18 protein-coding genes are annotated in these 18,602 nt (G+C 74.5%); 11 read left to right on the top strand and 7 right to left on the bottom strand.

What is annotated here, in order from left to right; translation table 11 throughout:
- Nucleotides 1-56: 56 nt before the first annotated feature.
- From kynU to AB0E96_RS11195, 4 genes are all read left to right on the top strand, one after another.
- Entirely contained in the window at nt 57-1,283 is a 1,227-nt protein-coding gene (gene kynU / locus AB0E96_RS11210) for a kynureninase (RefSeq protein WP_359821354.1), read from the top strand.
- Nucleotides 1,284-1,334: 51 nt separating this feature from the next.
- A complete protein-coding gene (locus tag AB0E96_RS11205; RefSeq protein WP_359821352.1) occupies nt 1,335-1,970 on the top strand; it encodes a TetR family transcriptional regulator in 636 nt (211 codons plus the stop codon).
- The gene (locus AB0E96_RS11200; protein WP_359821350.1) at nt 1,967-2,731 is read left to right on the top strand and encodes a glucose 1-dehydrogenase; all 765 of its coding nucleotides are present in this window, start codon (nt 1,967-1,969) and stop codon (nt 2,729-2,731) included. The genes AB0E96_RS11205 and AB0E96_RS11200 overlap by 4 nt, the downstream gene beginning before the upstream one ends.
- Nucleotides 2,732-2,885: 154 nt before the next feature.
- Nucleotides 2,886-3,383: a F0F1 ATP synthase subunit B gene (locus AB0E96_RS11195; protein ID WP_359821348.1), complete on the top strand. Its 498-nt coding sequence runs from the start codon at nt 2,886-2,888 to the stop codon at nt 3,381-3,383.
- Between the two features lie 47 nt (nt 3,384-3,430).
- On the opposite strand, the gene AB0E96_RS11190 is transcribed toward AB0E96_RS11195, so the two are convergent.
- Entirely contained in the window at nt 3,431-4,384 is a 954-nt protein-coding gene (locus AB0E96_RS11190) for a hypothetical protein (protein ID WP_359821346.1), read from the bottom strand.
- 76 nt (nt 4,385-4,460) lie between these two features.
- Here AB0E96_RS11190 and AB0E96_RS11185 point away from each other — a divergent pair, with 76 nt between their 5' ends.
- Entirely contained in the window at nt 4,461-5,090 is a 630-nt protein-coding gene (locus AB0E96_RS11185; RefSeq protein ID WP_359821344.1) for a TetR family transcriptional regulator, read from the top strand.
- 155 nt (nt 5,091-5,245) lie between these two features.
- Here the strand turns inward: AB0E96_RS11185 and AB0E96_RS11180 are convergent, their stop codons facing one another.
- The 3 genes from AB0E96_RS11180 to AB0E96_RS11170 form a co-directional block, all read right to left on the bottom strand.
- Nucleotides 5,246-5,569, bottom strand: a complete 324-nt coding sequence (locus AB0E96_RS11180) for a hypothetical protein (protein ID WP_359821341.1) — start codon at nt 5,567-5,569, stop codon at nt 5,246-5,248.
- Nucleotides 5,569-7,617, bottom strand: a complete 2,049-nt coding sequence (gene efeU, locus AB0E96_RS11175; RefSeq protein ID WP_359821338.1) for an iron uptake transporter permease EfeU — start codon at nt 7,615-7,617, stop codon at nt 5,569-5,571. Before efeU ends, AB0E96_RS11180 begins: the two co-directional genes overlap by 1 nt.
- Nucleotides 7,618-7,958: 341 nt before the next feature.
- A complete protein-coding gene (locus AB0E96_RS11170) occupies nt 7,959-8,285 on the bottom strand; it encodes a hypothetical protein (protein ID WP_359821336.1) in 327 nt (108 codons plus the stop codon).
- Between the two features lie 408 nt (nt 8,286-8,693).
- Here AB0E96_RS11170 and AB0E96_RS11165 point away from each other — a divergent pair, with 408 nt between their 5' ends.
- Entirely contained in the window at nt 8,694-10,316 is a 1,623-nt protein-coding gene (locus tag AB0E96_RS11165) for a ubiquinol-cytochrome c reductase cytochrome b subunit (RefSeq protein ID WP_359821389.1), read from the top strand.
- Nucleotides 10,317-10,427: 111 nt separating this feature from the next.
- Here AB0E96_RS11165 and AB0E96_RS11160 read toward each other — a convergent pair whose 3' ends face one another.
- Nucleotides 10,428-10,841, bottom strand: a complete 414-nt coding sequence (locus AB0E96_RS11160) for a hypothetical protein (RefSeq protein WP_359821333.1) — start codon at nt 10,839-10,841, stop codon at nt 10,428-10,430.
- 204 nt (nt 10,842-11,045) lie between these two features.
- Here AB0E96_RS11160 and AB0E96_RS11155 point away from each other — a divergent pair, with 204 nt between their 5' ends.
- From AB0E96_RS11155 to AB0E96_RS11145, 3 genes are all read left to right on the top strand, one after another.
- Nucleotides 11,046-11,660: a TetR family transcriptional regulator gene (locus AB0E96_RS11155; protein WP_359821330.1), complete on the top strand. Its 615-nt coding sequence runs from the start codon at nt 11,046-11,048 to the stop codon at nt 11,658-11,660.
- A 28-nt stretch (nt 11,661-11,688) separates the two neighbouring features.
- Nucleotides 11,689-13,242, top strand: coding sequence for an FAD-dependent monooxygenase (locus tag AB0E96_RS11150; protein ID WP_359821328.1), 1,554 nt, complete (start codon nt 11,689-11,691; stop codon nt 13,240-13,242).
- A gap of 139 nt (nt 13,243-13,381) precedes the next feature.
- Complete coding sequence (locus AB0E96_RS11145; RefSeq protein WP_359821325.1) at nt 13,382-13,813, top strand: YchJ family metal-binding protein; 432 nt, start codon at nt 13,382-13,384, stop codon at nt 13,811-13,813.
- A 20-nt stretch (nt 13,814-13,833) separates the two neighbouring features.
- Here the strand turns inward: AB0E96_RS11145 and AB0E96_RS11140 are convergent, their stop codons facing one another.
- The gene (locus AB0E96_RS11140) at nt 13,834-14,898 is read right to left on the bottom strand and encodes a polysaccharide deacetylase family protein (protein ID WP_359821323.1); all 1,065 of its coding nucleotides are present in this window, start codon (nt 14,896-14,898) and stop codon (nt 13,834-13,836) included.
- Nucleotides 14,899-15,157: 259 nt separating this feature from the next.
- Between AB0E96_RS11140 and AB0E96_RS11135 the strand changes: the two genes are divergently transcribed.
- Complete coding sequence (locus AB0E96_RS11135; protein ID WP_359821320.1) at nt 15,158-15,697, top strand: GNAT family N-acetyltransferase; 540 nt, start codon at nt 15,158-15,160, stop codon at nt 15,695-15,697.
- A gap of 6 nt (nt 15,698-15,703) precedes the next feature.
- Here AB0E96_RS11135 and AB0E96_RS11130 read toward each other — a convergent pair whose 3' ends face one another.
- Nucleotides 15,704-16,648, bottom strand: coding sequence for a carbohydrate kinase (locus tag AB0E96_RS11130; protein ID WP_359821318.1), 945 nt, complete (start codon nt 16,646-16,648; stop codon nt 15,704-15,706).
- Between the two features lie 448 nt (nt 16,649-17,096).
- On the opposite strand from AB0E96_RS11130, the gene AB0E96_RS11125 reads away from it, so the two are divergent.
- Nucleotides 17,097-18,602, top strand: a 1,506-nt coding sequence (locus tag AB0E96_RS11125) for a M1 family metallopeptidase (protein ID WP_359821315.1), incomplete at its 3' end; no start/stop codon positions are given.

Here is an 18,602-nt window from a genome sequence, read left to right as displayed (position 1 = left end):
CGGGGACGACCGGGGCGGGACGGACCGCGCACACGGAGGACGAGGGAGGGACGGGCATGACCACGCGCGAGGACTGCGCGGCGCTGGACGCCGCCGACCCGCTGGCGGCGTTCCGCGAGGAGTTCGCGCTGCCGGACGGGGTGATCTACCTGGACGGCAACTCGCTGGGCGCGCTGCCGGTGCGCACGCCCGAGCGGGTGCGCCGGGTGGTCGAGGAGGAGTGGGGCCGGGAGCTGATCCGCAGCTGGAACGACGCCGGCTGGTTCGAGCAGCCGTACCGGCTGGGCCGGCGGATCGCGCCGCTGGTCGGTGCCGGACCGGCGGAAGTGGTCGTCTGCGACACCACCTCGGTCAACCTGTTCAAGGTGCTGTCGGCCGCGCTGCGGCTGCGCCCGGACCGGCGCACGGTACTCGGCGACGCCGAGGCCTTCCCGACCGACCTGTACATCGCCGAGGGCGTGACCGGCCTGGTCGAGGGCGCGCGCAGCGCGCTGATCCGCCCCGAGGAGCTGGACCGGCACCTGGACGGGGACGTCGCCGCGGTCGTCCTCTCGCACGTGGACTACCGCACCGGCGAGCTGCTGGACATGCCGGGGATCACCGCCCGGGTGCAGGCCGCGGGTGCCCTGATGATCTGGGACGTGTGCCACTCGGTGGGCGCGCTGCCGGTCGGACTCGGCGCCGCCGGCGCGGACTTCGCGGTCGGCTGCACCTACAAGTACCTGAACGGCGGCCCCGGCTCGCCGGCCTTCCTGTACGTCGCCGAGCGGCACCTGGCGGCCGGCCCGCTCCAGCCGCTGAGCGGCTGGTTCGGCCACGCCCGGCCGTTCGCCTTCGAGCCCGGGTACGACCCGAAGCCGGGCATCGGCCGGTTCCTGACCAGCTCGCCCTCGCTGCTCGGCCAGGCCGCCCTCGGCGCCTCCCTCGACATCTGGGAGCGGGTCGACCCGGCGGCCGTGCGGGCGAAGAGCCTGGCGCTGACCGACCTGTTCGTCGCGCTGACCGAGGGGCTGGACGGCGTCGAGGTGGTGACCCCGCGCGAGCACGGCCGGCGGGGCAGCCAGGTCGCGCTGCGGCACGCCGACGGCTACCCGGTGGTGCAGGCGCTGATCGAGCGCGGGGTGATCGGCGACTTCCGCGCACCGGACCTGATGCGCTTCGGCTTCACCCCGCTCTACCTGTCGTACACCGAGGTCTGGGACGCGGCCCGGCAGCTGGCCGAGGTGCTGGAGAGCGGCGAGTGGCGGGCGGAGCGCTTCTCCCGCCGGGGCGAGGTGACGTAGCCGGGGCTTCGACCCTTTGCCATTAATAATGTGCAGCATTAATATTGTCCCATGGCAAGGACGTCGGCGGGCCACGAGACCCGCGAGAAGCTGCTGGCGGCGGCGGAGGAACTCTTCGCCGCCCGGGGCGTGGAAGCCGCTCTGACCAGGGACATCATCCGCCGGGCCGGGCAGAGCAACCCGTCCGCCGTGCAGTACCACTTCGGCTCCCGCGAGGGCCTGCTCGACGCGATCATGGCGGGCCGCCAGGAGCGCACCGAGCAGGCCCTCGCGCCGCACCTGCCCGCACTCGCGGACGCGGACCTGCCCGGACTGCTCGGCGCCCTGGTCGCGGCCGAGGCCACCGAACTGCGCACCGACCGGGGCCGGCACTGTCTGCGGATCTCCGCACAGGTCAGCCACAGCAGCGGGGTCCGCACCCGCACCCCGCACCCGACCCTGGCCGGCGGCGGCTACTGGCGCCTGATCGAACTGGTCGAGGAGCGGATCTCCGCCCTGCCGGAGCCGATCCGGCTGGAGCGGATCGACCTGGTCCTCACGCTGATCGGCGCGGCCTTGGCCGACCGGGCGCAGCAGTACCTGGCCGGCTCCACCCCCCTGACCGACGAGGAGACCTTCCTCGCCGACCTGGTGACGATGTCCGCCGCCATGCTCTCCTCCCCCACCCCCCGAAGGAGCAGGTCATGAACGACCTCACCGACAAGACCGTCATCATCACCGGCGGCGCCCGCGGCCTGGGCGCCGAGGCCGCCCGGCTCGCCGTCGCGGCCGGCGCCAACGTGGTGATCACCGACGTCCTGGAGGAGGACGGCAGGGCCACCGCCGCCGAACTCGGCGAGCGGGCGCGGTTCGTCCGCCACGACGTCACCTCGGAGGAGGACTGGCAGCGCGTGGTGGACCTCGCGGTGGCCGAGTTCGGCGCGCTGCACGGCCTGGTCAACAACGCCGGCATCTCCACCGGCGCGCTGCTCGCGGACGAGACCGTCGAGCACTTCCGCAAGGTCCTGGACATCAACCTGACCGGTGTCTTCATCGGCATGAAGACCGCCGTCCCGGCGATGCGCGCGGCCGGCGGCGGCTCGATCGTCAACATCTCCTCGGCGGCCGGCCTGATGGGCCTGGCGCTGACCGCCGGCTACGGCGCCTCCAAGTGGGGCGTGCGCGGCCTGAGCAAGATCGGCGCGGTCGAGCTGGGCACCGAGCGGATCCGGGTCAACTCGGTGCACCCGGGCATGACGTACACCCCAATGACCGCCTCGGTCGGCATCCGGCGCGGCGAGGGCAACTACCCCAACACCCCGATGGGCCGGGTCGGCGAGGCGCCCGAGATCGCCACCGCCGTGGTCTTCCTGCTCGCCGACGACTCCTCCTACGTCACCGGCGCCGAGCTGGCGGTGGACGGCGGCTGGACCACCGGCCCGACCGTCAGGTACGTCATGGGGCAGTGAGTCCCACGGCCGCCGGGGCCATGGCGTCGCGTCGCCGCGTCGCCATGGCCCCGGCGGCCGCCGTGACACAGCTCATGCCCGGGCCGAGTTCGACCTCCGCCGTCCTTGGGGATGCTCAGGACTGACGGAACGTCACACCCCGGGGAGGTCGTGCGTGAACCTCGAACTCGGCCCGCTCAAGCCCGAACCGGCCCCACTGCTCCTGGGCCTGGCCCTGTTCCTCCTGCTGCTGTGGGCGCTCGGCCGCCACCTGCTCCCCCGGATCGAACGGGTGCGGTCGGACCGCTGGGAGGCCACCGAGGGCCGCGCCGAACGCGCGGAGGCCCTCCTCGCCGAGGCCGAGGAGACCCGGCGCGCCCGGCTGCGGGAGCTGGCCGAGGCCCGGCACGAGGCGGCCCGGATCCGGGAGGAGTACGCCGAGCGCGGCGCGGCGGCGATGGTCGCGGCCCGCGCGGAGGGCATCCGCACCCGGGAGGCCCTGGTCGCCACCGGCCGCGCCCGGATCGCCGCCGACCGGGCCGAGGCGGCCCGCCTGCTGCGCCGGGACGTCGGCGAGCTGGCCGTCGACCTGGCGGGCCGGGTGATCGGCGAGCCGGTGCACGCGGTGGCCGCCCGGCGGCGCACGGTGGAGCGCTTCTTCGAGACGAACTGACCTGCTCCGAGCGCCGGTTCGCCACCACCGTCAGTCAGCCACCACCGTCAGTCCGCCGCCACCGTCAGCTCCTCGACCAGCGCACGGTAGACCTCGAAGGCCGGCTTGGGCGTGTAGTCGTCGCGCATCAGACCGAAGTGCGGGAACAGTCCGGCGCCCGCGCTGTCCGCGTCGCGCAGCGCGAAGAACGCGTAACCGGTGACGTTGAGTTCGGCGGCCAGGCCGGCCACCGCCCGGACCACCTCCGCTACCACCTCGGCCTGCCGCTCCTCGCTCCGGCCGGGACCGGTGGGCCAGCCGTTCTCGCAGATCCACACCGGAACACCCGGTCCGATCCCGGCCCGGGGCAGCGAGTCCCGGCGGAAGCCGGTGAGCACCGCCCTTACCGCGTCGACAAGTTGGCCCGGCGGGACGGGACGGAAGACGTCCGGGAAGAAGTCCAGGCCGACGTAGTCCAGGGCGCGGTGGAAGCGCTCGTCGGCGAGCCGGCCGAGTTCGGGCCAGAAGGTGTCCGCGGGGTCGAAGGTGGGCACCGCGTTGAAGCCGACGGACAGTCGGTCGAATCCGTGGGCCAGCGCCTCCTCCTTGGCCGCGACCACCCCTTCGACCAGCGCCCGGCGGACGTTCGGGATGCCGCCGTCCACCGGCGGGAGGTCGAGGTTGGGCTCCTCGCAGATCTGGATGCGGGCGAGGCGGTGCCCCTCCGTCCGGACCGTCCGCCGGACGAAGTCCAGCCAGCCCGCCAACTCCCCGCCGCGCTCCCGGTACTGGACCACCAGGTCGAGCCGGCGCCCCTCGACGGCGTACTGCTCGGGCCGCTCGGGGGTGTGCTCGCCGCCCGGGTGGGAGCGGTAGGCGCGGACCAGGAACTCCGCCGCGCCGCCCTGGAGTTCGCGCAGGGCGGCGGTGATCCTGGCCGGGTCGTCGGGGCGGACGGGCGCGACCACGGCGGTGTCGTCGCCCACCAGCCCGCCGGGGTAGATGCCGAAGGTGAAGGTCATGGAGCCACCGTAGCCGATATTTTTGGAGTCACATCAATTTTGCAGCGACTCCAAGCCCGAGGGGTAGAATCCGGCCATGGGACTTCGCGAACTCAAGAAGCAGCAGACCCGGGAACTGCTCTCCGACACGGCCATGGGCCTGTTCGCCGAGCGCGGCTTCGACCGGGTCACGGTGGTCGAGGTGGCCCGGGCCGCCGGGGTCTCGCCGAACACCGTCTTCAACTACTTCCCGACCAAGGAGGACCTGTTCTTCGACCGGCAGGAGGAGGTGGTGGCCCACCTCGCCGAGGTGGTCCGGCGACGCCCCGCGGGCCGTTCCGCCGTGGCCGCCGTCCGCGCCGACCTGCTGGCGGCCTTCGCGAGCGGAGAGCCCACGGTCGGGCTGAACCCGGGGATCGCGGCGTTCTGGCGGATCGTCGAGGACAGCGCCGCCCTGCGGGCCCGGCTGCTGGAACTCGGCGAACGGGCCGAGGCGGCGCTCGCGGCCACCCTCGCCGAGGAGTCCGGAGCCGCGCCGGACGACCCGCTCCCCCGGATCGTCGCCGGAGCGGTCGCGGGGGCCCACCGGGCGGTGCTCGGCGAGATCCGGCGGGCCATGGTGGCCGGGGAGCCGGCCGAGGAGGCCCGGGCCCGGGCCGAGGCGGCGGTGGAGCGGGCCTTCGGCCTGCTCTCCTCCGGCCTGGCCGACTACCCGGCCGGACGGTAGCCGTCGGGCGGTAGCCGTCGGACGGCAGGACGGTAGCCGGCAGCCGGCCACGGCCGGGCGTCGGCGCATCGGGCAGGCACTTCGGGCGTGGACGGAAACGGCGCAGGCCGCCCGAGTCCGGTCGACTCGGGCGGCCTGCGCCGCTATTGGACCGCTCAGCCGATCGGCCGGTCAGTCCCGGGGCCGCGGGGCCCTACCGCGCGGACGGCCACGCACCCCCCCGACCGGGCGGCACCGGGGGCGGCCCCGGCGGCGGCCGGGCCGGCCCCGAGGGCGAGGCCGCACCCGGCCAGGACGGCCGCTCCGGCGCCCGCGCCGAGCGCGGCCCGGACGAGGCTGCGCCGGGCCGGCCCGGCCGGGCAGCCGCTCTCCACGGCGTTGTCCACGGTGTCGTCCACGACGTTCTCCGCCCCGGGATCCGCGGCCCGCGCGGTGTGCGGGAACGGGCAGGACCCGGTGGCTGCGGTGTGGTCGGTCATCAGGCGGCCTTCCGGATCTCGAGCAGGGCGGGAATCGGGGCGAGGTCTTCGAGCAGCTCGCCGGTGGCGCCGTCGAGCTGCCCGCGGGCGTCGGCGGACAGCCGGTCGACCGGGGTCCAGCCCTCGGGCCGGTGGGCGGCGGCGACCAGGTCGCCGACCCGCTTCATCCCGGCGTTCACCCGGACGAGCACCTGCGGGTCCCGCTCGTCGAGCAGCGGCTGGAGCAGGGTCAGCAGTTCCCGGGTGCCGGCCAGGTTGGCCTGGGCGGTGGCCAGGTTGGTGCCGCTGCCCATGTCGGTGTCGCCGGTCAGCTCGAACTGGAGGGTGTTCTCCAGGATCTCGTGGGCGCGCAGCGGCAGGTCGCCGGGGGCGAAGTCCTGCCCGGGGAAGTCGTGCGCCAGCCGGTCGACGTTCTCGGCCAGGTCGTCGGCGACGGGTGCCAGCTCGGCGGCGGACCGGTCGTGCCAGAGGCCGTACTCCAGCCGCAGGAAGCCGGTGAAGCCCGGGTCCTGCTCCTTGCCGGGCAGTCCGTCCGGGCGGCCGTCGATCTTGCCGTCGAGGTCGGCGAAGGTGCCGTACGCGGCGCCGAGCGAGGCGTACTGGAGGTGGGCGGTGAGCCAGTCGGCCTTCGCCGTGGCGAGGTCGCCGGAGCGCACGTCGGCCCGGAGCTTGTGGCTCTCCGTCACCAGCGTCGCGAGGCCCTGGTCGACGTACTGCCGGTAGCTGTCGAGCGGGGCCTTGAGGTCCTCCTCGGCGACCGGCTTGACGGCCTTGACCGCGGCGGCGCCGCTGATGTGCACGGCGGCCGAGGTGACGGGCTTGCCGCCGGTCGGCACACAGCGCCAGGCGTAGTCCCCGGAGCCGATGGTGGCGGTCAGGGCCCGGGTGGTGCCGGGGGCCAGGCCCTCGATCTCCCCGTAGACCGCGCCGGTGCCCGGGTCGACCAGGTAGACCTCGGAGACCCTGTCACCGGTGTTGCGCATCTGGAACACCTGCTGGCCGGGCTTCGGGGCGGCGAAGCCCTTGCCGCACTCCCGCTCGGAGACGGCGACGGTGGCGGAGCCGCCCTGCTTGCCGTCGCTGACCGCGATCACGGCGCCGGCCAGCACCACCGGGACGGCGACCGCCGCGGCCGGCAGCACCCAGCGCGGCCGCCCGGCCCGCACCGCCGGGGCCGGGGCCGGGGCGGGAGCGGGCGCCGGAGCGGGAGCGGGCGCCGGGGAGCCCTTGCTCCCGCCGCCACGGACGCCCTCGACGAACAGCGTCATCACGATGCCCAGGTACGCGACGTAGCCGACGACCTGGAGCACCGTCATGGTGACGGTCAGGTTGAGGGTGCCCTGGACCAGCGTCGCGTACCAGGACGAGGCGTCCAGGTGCCCGCTCAGGTCGAAGGCGTACGAGCTGCCGCCGCCGACCAGCCCGGACTCCTGGAGGTCGCGCAGGCCGTAGCCGAGCACGCCCGCCGCGACGACGATCAGGCCGGCCCCGGTGATGGTGAAGAACCGGGTGAGGTTCATCCTCAGGGCCCGCCGGTACAGGCCCCAGCAGAGCCCGGCCGAGAGCACCAGCCCGACGGCCGCGCCGATCAGCGGCCCGGTGGACTCCCCGGCGGTGCGCACGTTGGTCCACAGGAAGAGCGAGGTCTCCAGGCCCTCGCGGGCGACGGCGAGGAAGCTGGTGAGCACCAGCGCGCCGGCCCCCATCGCCAGCGAGGCCTGGACCTTCTCCTTGATCTCGGCGGAGAGGGTGCGCGCCGAGCGCCGCATCCAGAACACCATCGCCGTCACGAAGACGACCGCGATCAGGCTGAGCACTCCTCCGAACGCCTCCTGGGCGTGGCCGGAGAGGTTGGCGGCGGTGAAGGTGAGCACCGCGCCGAAGCTCAGGCTGAGCGCGAGGGCCGCCGCGACGCCCGTCCAGACCTGGGGCAGCCGGGTCTTCTGGTCCGCCCGGACCAGCGTGGCGATCAGGATCGACACGATCAGTCCGGCTTCCAGGCCCTCGCGCAGGCCGATCAGGAAGCTGGGAAACGCCTCGTCCCACATGCGGCGGGCTCCTCCCCCGGGCCGGCCCGGGTCGTTCACCTGTCCTCGGCTCCGCCGCGGTGGCGGCGGAGCGGCACAGCCGAGCGCCCCGGACACGGCGGTCCAGGGCGCCTCGACTTAGCTTAGGCAAACCTTAGAGCGGGCGAGGTCAACAGCACCCCGGCTTCAGGTAAGGGTTCGGTATGAACTCCCCCCGGTCCGGCCGAAGCGAGCGGACCTGCCGGACCTGCCGGACCGGGCGGACCGGGCGGACCGGCCGGAGCGGGCGCGGGCCTCCGGAGCGGGCGTCAGGAGCCCCCGGCCACCCGCCCGGGGGCCCGGTCGCGCGCCAGGGGAGGCGGTCAGCCCCACCACTGCTCCGGCACCGGCTCCGGCTCGGACGACTCCGGGACCGTCACCGGTTCGGCGCAGCGCACCAGCAGATCGCCCTCCTCTGTCCCGGCGACGAGGTAGCCGCACTCGCGCAGCACGACCGCGGCCGCGCCGCTCAGCGCCGCGAGCGCCTCCCGGGAGGGCGGCCCGCCCGACTCCGCGCCCGGCGTCCAGCCGACCACCACGCCCTCGGGGTGACGGTCGATCCACAACGGTGAGGGGCCCGGTCCGGTGTCGAACCCGGCGCGGGACAGGGCCTCGGTGACGTCCTCGAAGAGTTCACGGTGATCCACCATTGGCGCAGCGTAGGCCCCGGACCACGGGACCTCCGGACGCGGCGCGCGCCGAAACGGTTCAGCGGCACTCGACCGCAGCATCGGCACCCGTTGGGCCGAGCGGCGGCCAGCCGATCGGGCGTCAGGGCCCCCCGTCCGGCCCGACACGCGCGGCCGGACGGGCCGATGGACGTGCACAGTCGGCCCCCTGCCGACAGCATGACAGAGTAAGCGCTCCATCACCCTGAGCAACGGTCCCAGTGGAACGCCTGGTCCGCGCGCCGGTCCCGCCGGCGGGCCCGTATCGAGAGGTCCCATGATCACAACACTTCGCCGGCCGGCGCTCCCGCCGGCGGGCCTCCAACCCGGCACGCCGAGGACGCCGGGGAGCCCGTCGTGAGAGCCGACCAGCAGTCGCAGCCGGGACCGGTGACCACCACGCGCGCCAACCCCGCCAACAAGGCCGAGGCCCTCGCCGACTGGACCGACGGCCGGCTCGGCATCTACTCCCTGGCCAAGTCCAACCTGCGCAAGATCTTTCCCGACCACTGGTCCTTCATGCTGGGCGAGATCGCGCTCTACACCTTCGTCATCATCATCCTCACCGGCGTCTGGCTCACCATGTTCTTCACGCCGAGCATGGGCGAGGTCGTCTACGACGGGTCGTACGTCCCGCTCCGGGGCATCCCGATGTCCGAGGCCTTCTCGTCGACGGTCAAGATCAGCTTCGACGTGCGCGGCGGCCTCCTGATGCGCCAGATCCACCACTGGGCCGCCATCGTCTTCGTCGCCTCGATGCTGACCCACATGATGCGCGTCTTCTTCACCGGCGCCTTCCGCAAGCCGCGCGAGATCAACTGGGTCTTCGGGGCACTGCTGCTGATCCTCGGGATGTTCGACGGCTTCATGGGCTACTCACTGCCGGACGACCTGCTCTCCGGCACCGGCATCCGCTTCATGGAGGGCGCCGTCCTGGCCGTCCCGATCGTCGGGACGTACCTTCAGTTCTTCCTCTACGGCGGCGAGTTCCCGGGGCACGACATCATCCCCCGGCTGTTCACCGTCCACGTCCTGCTGATCCCCGGGATCATGGTGGGCCTGCTGGCGGCGCACCTGATCCTGGTCTTCTACCACAAGCACACCCAGTTCGCCGGGCCCGGCCGGACCAACACGAACGTGGTCGGCATGCCGCTGCTGCCGGTCTACACGGCCAAGGCGGGAGGCTTCTTCTTCCTGGTCTTCGGCGTGGTCGCGGTGATGTCGGCGATCGCCACCGTCAACCCGATCTGGATGTACGGCCCGTACCGTCCGGACCAGGTGACCACCAACGCCCAGCCGGACTGGTACATGGGCTTCTCCGAGGGCCTGATCCGGGTGATGCCCGGCTGGGAGATCAGCGTCTGGGGCGGCCACACCCTCAACCTCGGGGTGTTCGTCCCGCTGATGGTCTTCCCGACCGTCCTGCTGGCCATCTGGTGCTACCCGTTCCTGGAGGCCTGGATCACCGGGGACCGGGGCGAGCACCACATCGCCGACCGGCCGCGCAACGCCCCGGTCCGCACCGCCTTCGGCGCGGCCTGGATGAGCCTCTACCTGCTCCTGCTCGCCGGCGGCGGCAACGACCTGCTGGCCACCCACTTCCACCTCTCGATCAACGCGATCACCTACGCGGTGCGGATCGGCTTCTTCACCGTGCCGCTGGTCGTCTTCGTGATCACCAAGCGGTGGTGCCTGGGCCTGCAGCGCAGGGACAAGGAGAAGGTGCTGCACGGCCGGGAGACGGGTGTCATCAACCGGCTCCAGCACGGCGAGTTCGTCGAGGTGCACGCCCCGCTGCCGCAGGGCCGGCTCTTCACCCTCACCTCGCACGACCAGCCCCAGCCCTCCGTGCTGCCGCCCGAGGTGGACGAGAACGGGGTGGCCCGCAAGGCCGGGCTGTGGACGCGCGCGCGGGTCAAGCTCTCCCGCGGCTTCTACGGCGAGTACAGCCAGATCGCCAAGCCCACCGTCGAGGAGCACGAGGAGATCAGCAGCGGCCACGGCCACCACTGACCCCCGCCCCGACATCGGAGAGGGCCCGCGGCGCCGGGAACGGCGCAGCGGGCCCTCGTCGTCACCCTCGGCCGCCGGGCCGTACCGGCCGGGCGGCCCGCGTCGGTGCGCTCAGCCGCGCAGGACGGCCGGGACGACGGCGAACAGCGCCGCGGTCACGGTCACCGAGAGGCAGAGCGCCGCCCAGCGGGCGCAGATCCGGCGGCACTCGACCCGGTACCGGGCGGCCAGTCGGCGGCAGCGCTCCACGGCGCGGTCGACGACCTCCTCCGCGTAGCGCAACCGGTCGGCGGCGTATGCCTGTTCGAGGTTCTCCCGCTCCGCCGCCGGAAGCCACGGGAACTGCGCGGCGAACGCGCGGGCGTCCCGCTCCGCCGCCGCGACCTCCGCCTCCCAGGCCAGGAACCCCTCGATGCGGGCGAACTCCGCCCGGGTGTCGACCCGGGACCTCACCCGGCCGCCCGCGCCGGCGGGCCTGCCCGGGCGAGGGGTCCGCGCCCTCGGCGGACGCTGTCTGCCACCCATGACCGCTCCTCCAGTCCTGTCGAGCCGTCCCGCCGGAAAGCCTGCGGGGCCGGACTCCCAGCGGTGATCGCTCCGCGACCAGGCAACTACTACCAGCGACGAACCGCAGGTGGCGGGCGGCTCGCCACAGCCCGTACGGCCGGGAAAAACTTGCGTGCCGCGCACTATTGCGCATCGCGCACCTTTTGCCGGACAGTGGTTCCCATGACAGAGGATCAGCCCGGGCTGCGGGAACGGAAGAAGGCCGCGACACGGGAGGCCCTCGGCTGGGCGGCACTGCGCCTGGCGGTGGAGCGGGGGCTGGAGAACGTCCGGGTGGAGGACATCGCGGCGGCCGCCGGGGTCTCCCCCCGCACCTACAACAACTACTTCTCCAGCAAGGCCGAGGCGATCATCTCCCGGCACCGCGACCGGGTCCTGCGGGCCGCCGCGGTGCTGCGCGGCCGCCCGGCGGACGAACCGCTCTGGGAGGCGCTGACCCGCTCCCTCGTCGCACCGTACGACGGCGCGCCGGAGGGGCCCGACCCGGCCTGGACCGCCGCCGTGCGGCTGCTGCTGCGCGAGCCGGCGCTCCAGGCCGAGCTGGTCCGCGGCGGCGCGGCGGTCCGGACGGAACTGACCGCCGCGGTGGCCGCCCGGACCGGGACCGACCCCGACCGGGACCTCTACCCGAAGCTGGTCGCCTCGGCCGCACTCTCCGCGCTCCAGGTGGCCAACGAGCACTACCTGGCCGCCGACCCGGTGGTGCCGTTCCAGCCGCTGCTCACCGAGGCGCTGCGCCAGGTGGCGGCCGGGCTGCCCGACCCTTCGTCCCGGTGAACCCACCGCATCCAAGGGGGATTTCGACATGAGCAACACCACCGAAGACGTCGTCGTCGTCGGCGCCGGCCCGGTCGGGCTGTTCCTGGCCGGCGAACTGGCACTGGCCGGGGTCCGGCCGGTGGTCCTGGACCGGCTGCCCGCGCGCTCGGGCGAACAGAAGGCCAACGGGCTGGTCGGCCAGGTGCTCCGGCTGCTCGACCACCGCGGCCTGTACCAGCCGATCAGCGGCGTCCCGGGCGCGCCGCGGCCCGTGCCGCGTTTCGTGTTCGGCGCCTTCCCGCTGGAGCTCGACCGGCTCGACCCGAACCCGCTGCACGCCGTGCCCGTACCCCAGCACCGGATCGAGGAGGTGCTGGAGGAACGCGCCCGCGAACTGGGCGTCACCGTGCGCCGGGGCCGCGAGGTCACCGGCCTCCGCCAGGACCCGACCGGGGTGACCGTCGAGGTCCACGGGCCCGACGGCGCCGAGCAGCACCGCGCCCGCTACCTGGTCGGCGCGGACGGCGGCCGCAGCACCGTCCGCAAGCTCGCCGGGATCGGCTTCCCCGGTACCACCTCGCCCGACCCGGTCTCCCGCGTCGCCCACGTGCTGCCGCCCGAAGGGCTGCGCACCACCGACAGCGGCGAGGTCCTGCTGCCGGGCTGCCCGACCCCGTTCCGCGTGTACACCCACACCCGCACCGACCACGGCGTGTTCGTGATCGCCCCGTTCAGCCCGGAGGCCGTCATGATCGCCACGGTCGAGTGGGGCGGCCCGCCGGTGGACCGGCACGCCCCGCTCACCCTGGACGAGCTGCGCGCCAGCGTCCGCCGGGTCACCGGCGCCGACCTACCGCTCGCGCCGGCCCGCACCGCCGGTCCCTTCACCCCGCGCCGCACGGTCGGCCACAACACCCGGCTGGCCGAGCGCTACCGCGACGGCCGCGTGCTGCTGGTCGGCGACGCCGCCCACGTGCACGCCGCGACCGGCGGCCCGGGCCTCAACCTCGGCCTCCAGGACGCCGCCAACCTCGGCTGGAAGCTCGCCGCCGACCTGCGGGGCTGGGCCCCGCCCGGCCTGCTGGACAGCTACCAGAGCGAGCGCCGCCCGGTCGGCGAGCGGGTGTTCATGCACTCCCAGGCCCAGACCGCCCTGATGGCCCCCGGCGCCGGCACGACCGCGGTGCGCGCCCTGTTCGGCGAACTGCTGGCGCACCCGGACAACCTCGCCCGGATCGCCGCGCTGCTGGCCGGCAGCGACGTCCGCCACGACGTCGGCTGCCCGCACCCACTGGCCGGGCGCTTCGCCCCGGAGCTCACCGCGAACACTCCCGACGGGCCCGTCCGGATCGGCGAACTCGCCCGCACCGGGCGCCCGTTGCTCATCGACCTCACCGGCGGGGAGCTCGGCCTCGCCGGGGCCGCAGCGGGCTGGAAGGACCGGATGGACCTCGTCACAGCCCACGCTCCGCAGCCGCCGGCCGGCGCGCTGCTGCTGCGCCCCGACGGCTACGTCGCCTGGGCAACCGACGCCGACCGGCCGGACGACGAGGGACTGGTCCGGGCACTGCGCACCTGGTTCGGCGCCGCCGGCTCCTGACCCCCGCCACCGGTGCCCCGCGGGGGCGGTACCGCCGGCGACACGGACGGGCCCGCCCCGGCGCTTCCGGGGGCAGGCCCGTCCGCGTCCCGCACGGGGCGGCCGGGGAGCCGCCGAACGGGTGGGGGACAATGGGCGCATGTCCCGACGTCGTTCCGCGCACCGCCCCGCCGCACCGCGCCTGCTGCCCTCCTCCCCCTGCCCGTGCGGCCTGCCCGCCGCCTACGGCGACTGCTGCGGCCGGATGCACCGGGGCCAGACGGCGGCCACCACCGCCGAGTCCCTGATGCGCTCCCGCTTCAGCGCCTTCGCCGCGCAGGACGAGGCGTACCTGCTGCGCACCTGGCACCCGGACACCCGGCCCGACGAGGTCGACTTCGACCCGGGGCTGCGCTGGACCGGCCTGGAGGTGGTCGCCACCACCGAGGGCGGCGCGTTCCACGCGGAGGGCACGGTCGCCTTCCGGGCGCACTGGACGGAGGGCGGCGAGGACGGCGTCCTCACCGAGAACAGCCGCTTCGTGCGGCACGAGGGCGCCTGGGTGTACCTCGACGCCCTCTCGCTCGGCTGAGCCCGCCCGGCCCGCGGCCGCTACAGGTAGTCGTCCAGCCGGGCCAGCGCGAAGCCCTGCGCGGTGACCTCGTTGACGACCTTGCGCAGCAGGTCCGGCATGCTGGCCTTCCAGATGCCGGTGCCCCGGAAGTGGGTCAGGATGATGTCTCCCGGGTGCAGCTTCCGGTCGTCGTAGCGCCAGTCCATGTGGTCCGGGAAGGCCTCCTCGTTCCACATCGGCACCGCCTGCACCCCGCAGGAGGCCGCCGCGCGCAGCGTGTCGTCGTTGTACTCGCCGTACGGCGGGCGGAACAGCCGGGGGCGGACACCGATCTGCTGCTCCAGCTGGTCCTGCTGGTTGCAGATCTCCTGGCGCTGGGTCTCGTAGTCCAGCACCTTCAGGTTGCGGTGGTTGATCGTGTGGTTGTTGATCTCCACGCCCTGGGCGTGCAGGTCGCGGAAGTAGCCGTAGTTCTCGCGGGCGAGGTAGTCGGAGACGTAGGTGCTGAGCGGGATGCCCAGCTCCTCGGCCATCCGGGAGAACTCGGGGTCCTTCTCGTCACCGTCGTCGACGGTCAGGAAGACCACCTTGTCGTCGGTCGGCACCCGGTAGACGACGGGCGGGCGGCCGTCCGCGAGCTTGACGCCCCGCACCCCCGGGGTGAGCGCGGGCTTGATCGCCGGGCGCAGCGGGGCCTTCAGCGGCGGCTGTTCCAGGCCCCAGCGCTGGGCGGTCTCCAGCGCGGCACGGGCGGCCGTCTCCTGACGGGCCATCGCCTCGCTGCTGCTCCCCTCCTCCTTGCGGGCCAGGCCGGGCAGCCGGGGCTGCTCCACGGGCGGGGCGCCCGCGTGGTCGGGGCCCTCGGCGGCGGCACCGGCACCGGCCTCCGGAGCGGCGGCGGGCTCGGCGGCGGCCGGGGCGTTCGCGTCGGCGGCCGGGGTGGCCGGGGCGGCCTTCGGCACGGCGGGCGCGGCCGGACCGGCGCAGCCCGCGAGGACGGCGGAGAGGCAGACGGTGGTCAGCAGGCCGGTCCGTACACCGCGCCGGTGCTGCTGATGCCCCGTCAGATCCCTACTAATACGACAACCTGATGGTCTGTTCATGGGTGCACTGCTCCCCCGGGATGCACCACCGCCAATCCCCTCGTCACTCGCGCGGGGCAACGACGCACCGGAGGCCTTGCCGTTCCTTTGCCCGGCCGACGGGCGGCCGGGTGACCAGGGCGGGGACCGGTCGGGCCGGTGGAACCGGGACCGGTCGGGCCGGTGGAACCGGGGTCGGGGCCGGTCGGCCCGTCGGCGGGACCCGGGGCCGGCGGGAAAATCGATTGCGGCCGCGGATCCGGAATCGGATCATGCGCGCATGACGAACACCGCGCCCCGCCGCTCCGGCCCCTGGACCGTCGCCACCGCCGACGTGACCACCCCCGAGGCCCTGGACCTGCTGCGCGAGTACTACTACGACGTGGCCAACCGCTACTACCGGCTGCACTTCGACCGGGAGGGCACGCCGGAGGAGCTGGAGTCCGGCCTGGCCGACTCCCCCAGCGACGACCTCGCCGCCCCGGACGGCCTCTTCCTGATCGGCCGTCACGAGGGCGTCGCCCACTCCTGCGCCGGCCTGCGCCGACTCGACGCCACCACCGTCGAGCTCACCCGCGTCTTCGTCCGCCCCGGACTGCGCGGCACCGGCGGCGGCGCCGTCCTGCTGGCCGGCGTCGACGCGGCCGCCCGCTCCCTGGGCGCGGACCGGATCGTCCTCGACACCCGCCTCGACCTGGTCGAGGCCCGGGCGCTCTACGCGCGGAACGGGTACCGGGAGATACCCGCCTACAGCCGCGGGCCGTACGCCGAGATCTGGTACGGGAAGGACCTCGACGCCCCCGGCCGGCAGGCCGGCTGACCCGCCCTACCCGGCCCCGGCCCCCGAGCGGGGCTGCGGCCCGCGCGCCAGGGCGGCCGCGAGTTCGGCCGCCGTGGGCGGGTTGGCGCCCGGGCGGGAGACGGTGAGCGCGGCCGCCGTCACCGCGCGGGTGAGGCAGGAAGCGAGGTCCGCGCCCGTCGCACGGGCGTCCAGGAAGGCGGCCATGAAGGAGTCACCGGCGCCGACGGTGTCCGCGACCGGCACCGGGACGGCCGCGGCCTCGGCCCGTCCGCCCTCGGCGGTACGGGCGAACGCGCCCTCGGCACCGAGCGTGACGGCGACCACGGCCGGGCCCAGGGCCAGCCAGCGCTCGGCGACCGCCTCGGGCCGCTCGCCCGGGTAGAGCCAGGCCAGGTCCTCGTCGCTGGCCTTGACCAGATCGCTCAGCGCCACCCACCGCTCGACCCGCCGGACGGCCTCGGCCCGGTCGCCCATCAGGGCCGGGCGCACGTTCGGGTCGTAGCTGATCCGCGCCCGCCCGCGCCAGCGCTCCACCAATGCCAGCACCGAGCCCGCGCCCGGCTCGGTGAGCGCGGCGATCGAACCGAGGTGGACGGCGGCGGGAGGCTCGGCGCACTCGCCGAACTCGGTGGGCTCGGCGAGTTCGGCGGGCGGGAGCGTCCAGCGGATGTCGAAGGTGTAGCGGGCCCTGCCCTGCCCGTCCAGCTCCACCAGCGCGGACGGCGTCCGGGCGACCTCGGCGGCCCGCACCCGCACGCCGGCCGACTCCAGGTGCCGCCGGATCAGCCGGCCGTTGGCGTCCGGCCCCAGCTCGGTGAGCAGTGTGGCCGGGCGGCCCAGCCGGGCGAGGCCGTAGGCGACGTTGGCGGGGCTGCCGCCGGGGTGCACCCGGTCCTCGCCCTCACCCGTTCGGACGATGTCGGCGACGCACTCGCCGACCACCAGGACGGGCGAAGCTGGACTGGTCACGGCGGCTCCTGGCATCCGGTACGCGGGCGTCGTCTCGACCGCCAGCCTACGGGGTGCCGCCGAGCACGGGGCGTCCGGGCACAGAAGTACGGCCGCCGGACCTGGCCAGGTTTTCCGACGGCCGTGGCTCGTCCGTCAGGGGACGATGCACTCCTGACGTTAGACCGCGCGCCCGGGCCGCGCCATCACCGTGCGCCGTCCGGGGGACCACGGTGTGTCGTCGGCCGGGACGGTGGACCGCGCGCGGACGGACCGGACCTTCCGCACCGTTCGCGCCCGGGCCGGCCCGGCGGTCCACTAGCATCCGTGGCCAGGCCCGCCCGTTCCGGCGGTCCCCGCCTCCGCTCCCGCTCCCGCCCGTGAAGTGCGGTGATCCCTCTTGCTCAGGCCCCGCTCGTCGAGCTCCCGGCCGTCCCGGCCCCGTTCCTCCCGGCCCCGCACCGGTCTCGTGCCGTCGCTCGCGCTCAGTGCGGTGCTGCTCTCCGCGAGCGTGCCGACGGCCGGCGCCGCCGACGGACTGGGCGACCCGGTCTTCCCCTCGCTCGGGAACACCGGCTACCGGACACTCGGGTACGACCTGGCCTTCGACTACCGCGCCGACACCCGGACGGTGGACGGCACGGCCGTGCTCACCCTGCGGCCCGACCGCACGCTCGCCCGACTGGAGCTGGACGCGCTCGGGCTGGCCGTGCGCGCCGTCCGGGTCGACGGGCGGCCGGCGGGTTTCGCGACCCACGACGAGAAGCTGACGGTCACTCCGGCCGCGCCGTTCCTCCCGGGCGCCGTCACCCGGCTGACCGTCGAGTACACCGCCGACCCCCGGGCCCGGGTGCCGCACACCGGCTGGATCCCCACCCCGGACGGCTTCGCGGTGGCCGGCCAGCCGAACGGCGCGCACACCGTCTTCCCGTGCGACGACCACCCGAGCGACAAGGCCCGGTTCACCATCGCGGTGACCGCCCCCGACGCCCTCCTGGGCGTCGCCAACGGGGAGTTGACGGCCACCGAACGGCTCGGCGACGGCCGCACCACCCGCCGGTACGCCTCCCGCGAGCCGATGGCCACCGAACTGGTCCAGGTCTCCGTCGGCGACTACACCGTGCGCTGGCGCACCGGCCCGCACGGCCTGCCGCTGCGCGACGTGGTGCCGACCGCCCGCGCCGCCGAGCTGGAGCCCGCGCTCGCCCTCACCCCCGGCCAACTCGCCTGGGCCGAGGCCCATCTGGGCGCCTTCCCGTTCGAGACGTACGGGCTCCTGCCGGTCAACACCGACGATCCGGCCGCGTTCGCCTTCACCGGGCTGGAGACCCAGACGCTCACCCTGTACAAGCCGAACTTCCTGCGTCAGCCCGAGCCGGCCATCGGTTCGCACATGATGCACGAGGTCGTCCACTCCTGGTTCGGCAACAGCGTCTCCCCCGCCACCTGGTCCGACCTCTGGCTCAACGAGGGCCACGCCGAGTTCTACGAGCTGGTCTACCGCTACGAGCGCGGGTGGCCGGAGGAGGGCGACGCCACGCTGGCCGACCGGATGCACCACCTCTACGGGCTGGGCGACCAGTGGCGGCACGACTCCGGGCCGGTCGCCTCCCCCACCGCCGCGAACCTCTTCGGCGGACAGCGGTACAAGGGCGGCGCGCTGGTGCTGTTCGCACTGCGGGAGAAGGTCGGGGCGGCGGCCTTCGAGCGGATCGAGCGCGCCTTCCTCGCCGCGCACCGGTACGGGAACGCGACCACCGAGGACTACGTGCGGACGGCCTCGGCGGTGTCCGGGCAGGACCTGCGGGGCTTCCTCGACGACTGGCTGTACGGGCTGCGGACGCCGCCGATGCCGGGGCACCCGGACTGGGTGGTCGGCCCGGTGGGCCTGGTGGGGGCGGCTCCGGGGGCGACCGCTCCCGGCGGGCCGGTTCCCGGGGGCCCGGCTTCCGGGGGTGGGGCCGCAGGGGCGGGC

The organism is Kitasatospora sp. NPDC036755 (genome assembly GCF_040636595.1).
Lineage (GTDB): Bacteria > Actinomycetota > Actinomycetes > Streptomycetales > Streptomycetaceae > Kitasatospora.
The sequence above is the reverse complement of the archived record's forward strand: the minus strand, read 5'-3'. Positions and strand labels throughout refer to the sequence as shown.

Bases quoted from the DNA above. Each gene is read 5' to 3' on its own strand.
- kynU (WP_359821354.1), top strand. From the start codon at position 57: ATGACCACGCGCGAGGACTGCGCGGCGCTGGACGCCGCCGACCCGCTG.
- AB0E96_RS11205 (WP_359821352.1), top strand. From the start codon at position 1,335: ATGGCAAGGACGTCGGCGGGCCACGAGACCCGCGAGAAGCTGCTGGCG.
- AB0E96_RS11200 (WP_359821350.1), top strand. From the start codon at position 1,967: ATGAACGACCTCACCGACAAGACCGTCATCATCACCGGCGGCGCCCGC.
- AB0E96_RS11190 (WP_359821346.1), bottom strand. From the start codon at position 4,384: ATGACCTTCACCTTCGGCATCTACCCCGGCGGGCTGGTGGGCGACGAC.
- AB0E96_RS11185 (WP_359821344.1), top strand. From the start codon at position 4,461: ATGGGACTTCGCGAACTCAAGAAGCAGCAGACCCGGGAACTGCTCTCC.
- AB0E96_RS11180 (WP_359821341.1), bottom strand. From the start codon at position 5,569: ATGACCGACCACACCGCAGCCACCGGGTCCTGCCCGTTCCCGCACACC.
- efeU (WP_359821338.1), bottom strand. From the start codon at position 7,617: ATGTGGGACGAGGCGTTTCCCAGCTTCCTGATCGGCCTGCGCGAGGGC.
- AB0E96_RS11170 (WP_359821336.1), bottom strand. From the start codon at position 8,285: ATGGTGGATCACCGTGAACTCTTCGAGGACGTCACCGAGGCCCTGTCC.
- AB0E96_RS11160 (WP_359821333.1), bottom strand. From the start codon at position 10,841: ATGGGTGGCAGACAGCGTCCGCCGAGGGCGCGGACCCCTCGCCCGGGC.
- AB0E96_RS11155 (WP_359821330.1), top strand. From the start codon at position 11,046: ATGACAGAGGATCAGCCCGGGCTGCGGGAACGGAAGAAGGCCGCGACA.
- AB0E96_RS11150 (WP_359821328.1), top strand. From the start codon at position 11,689: ATGAGCAACACCACCGAAGACGTCGTCGTCGTCGGCGCCGGCCCGGTC.
- AB0E96_RS11145 (WP_359821325.1), top strand. From the start codon at position 13,382: ATGTCCCGACGTCGTTCCGCGCACCGCCCCGCCGCACCGCGCCTGCTG.
- AB0E96_RS11140 (WP_359821323.1), bottom strand. From the start codon at position 14,898: ATGAACAGACCATCAGGTTGTCGTATTAGTAGGGATCTGACGGGGCAT.
- AB0E96_RS11135 (WP_359821320.1), top strand. From the start codon at position 15,158: ATGACGAACACCGCGCCCCGCCGCTCCGGCCCCTGGACCGTCGCCACC.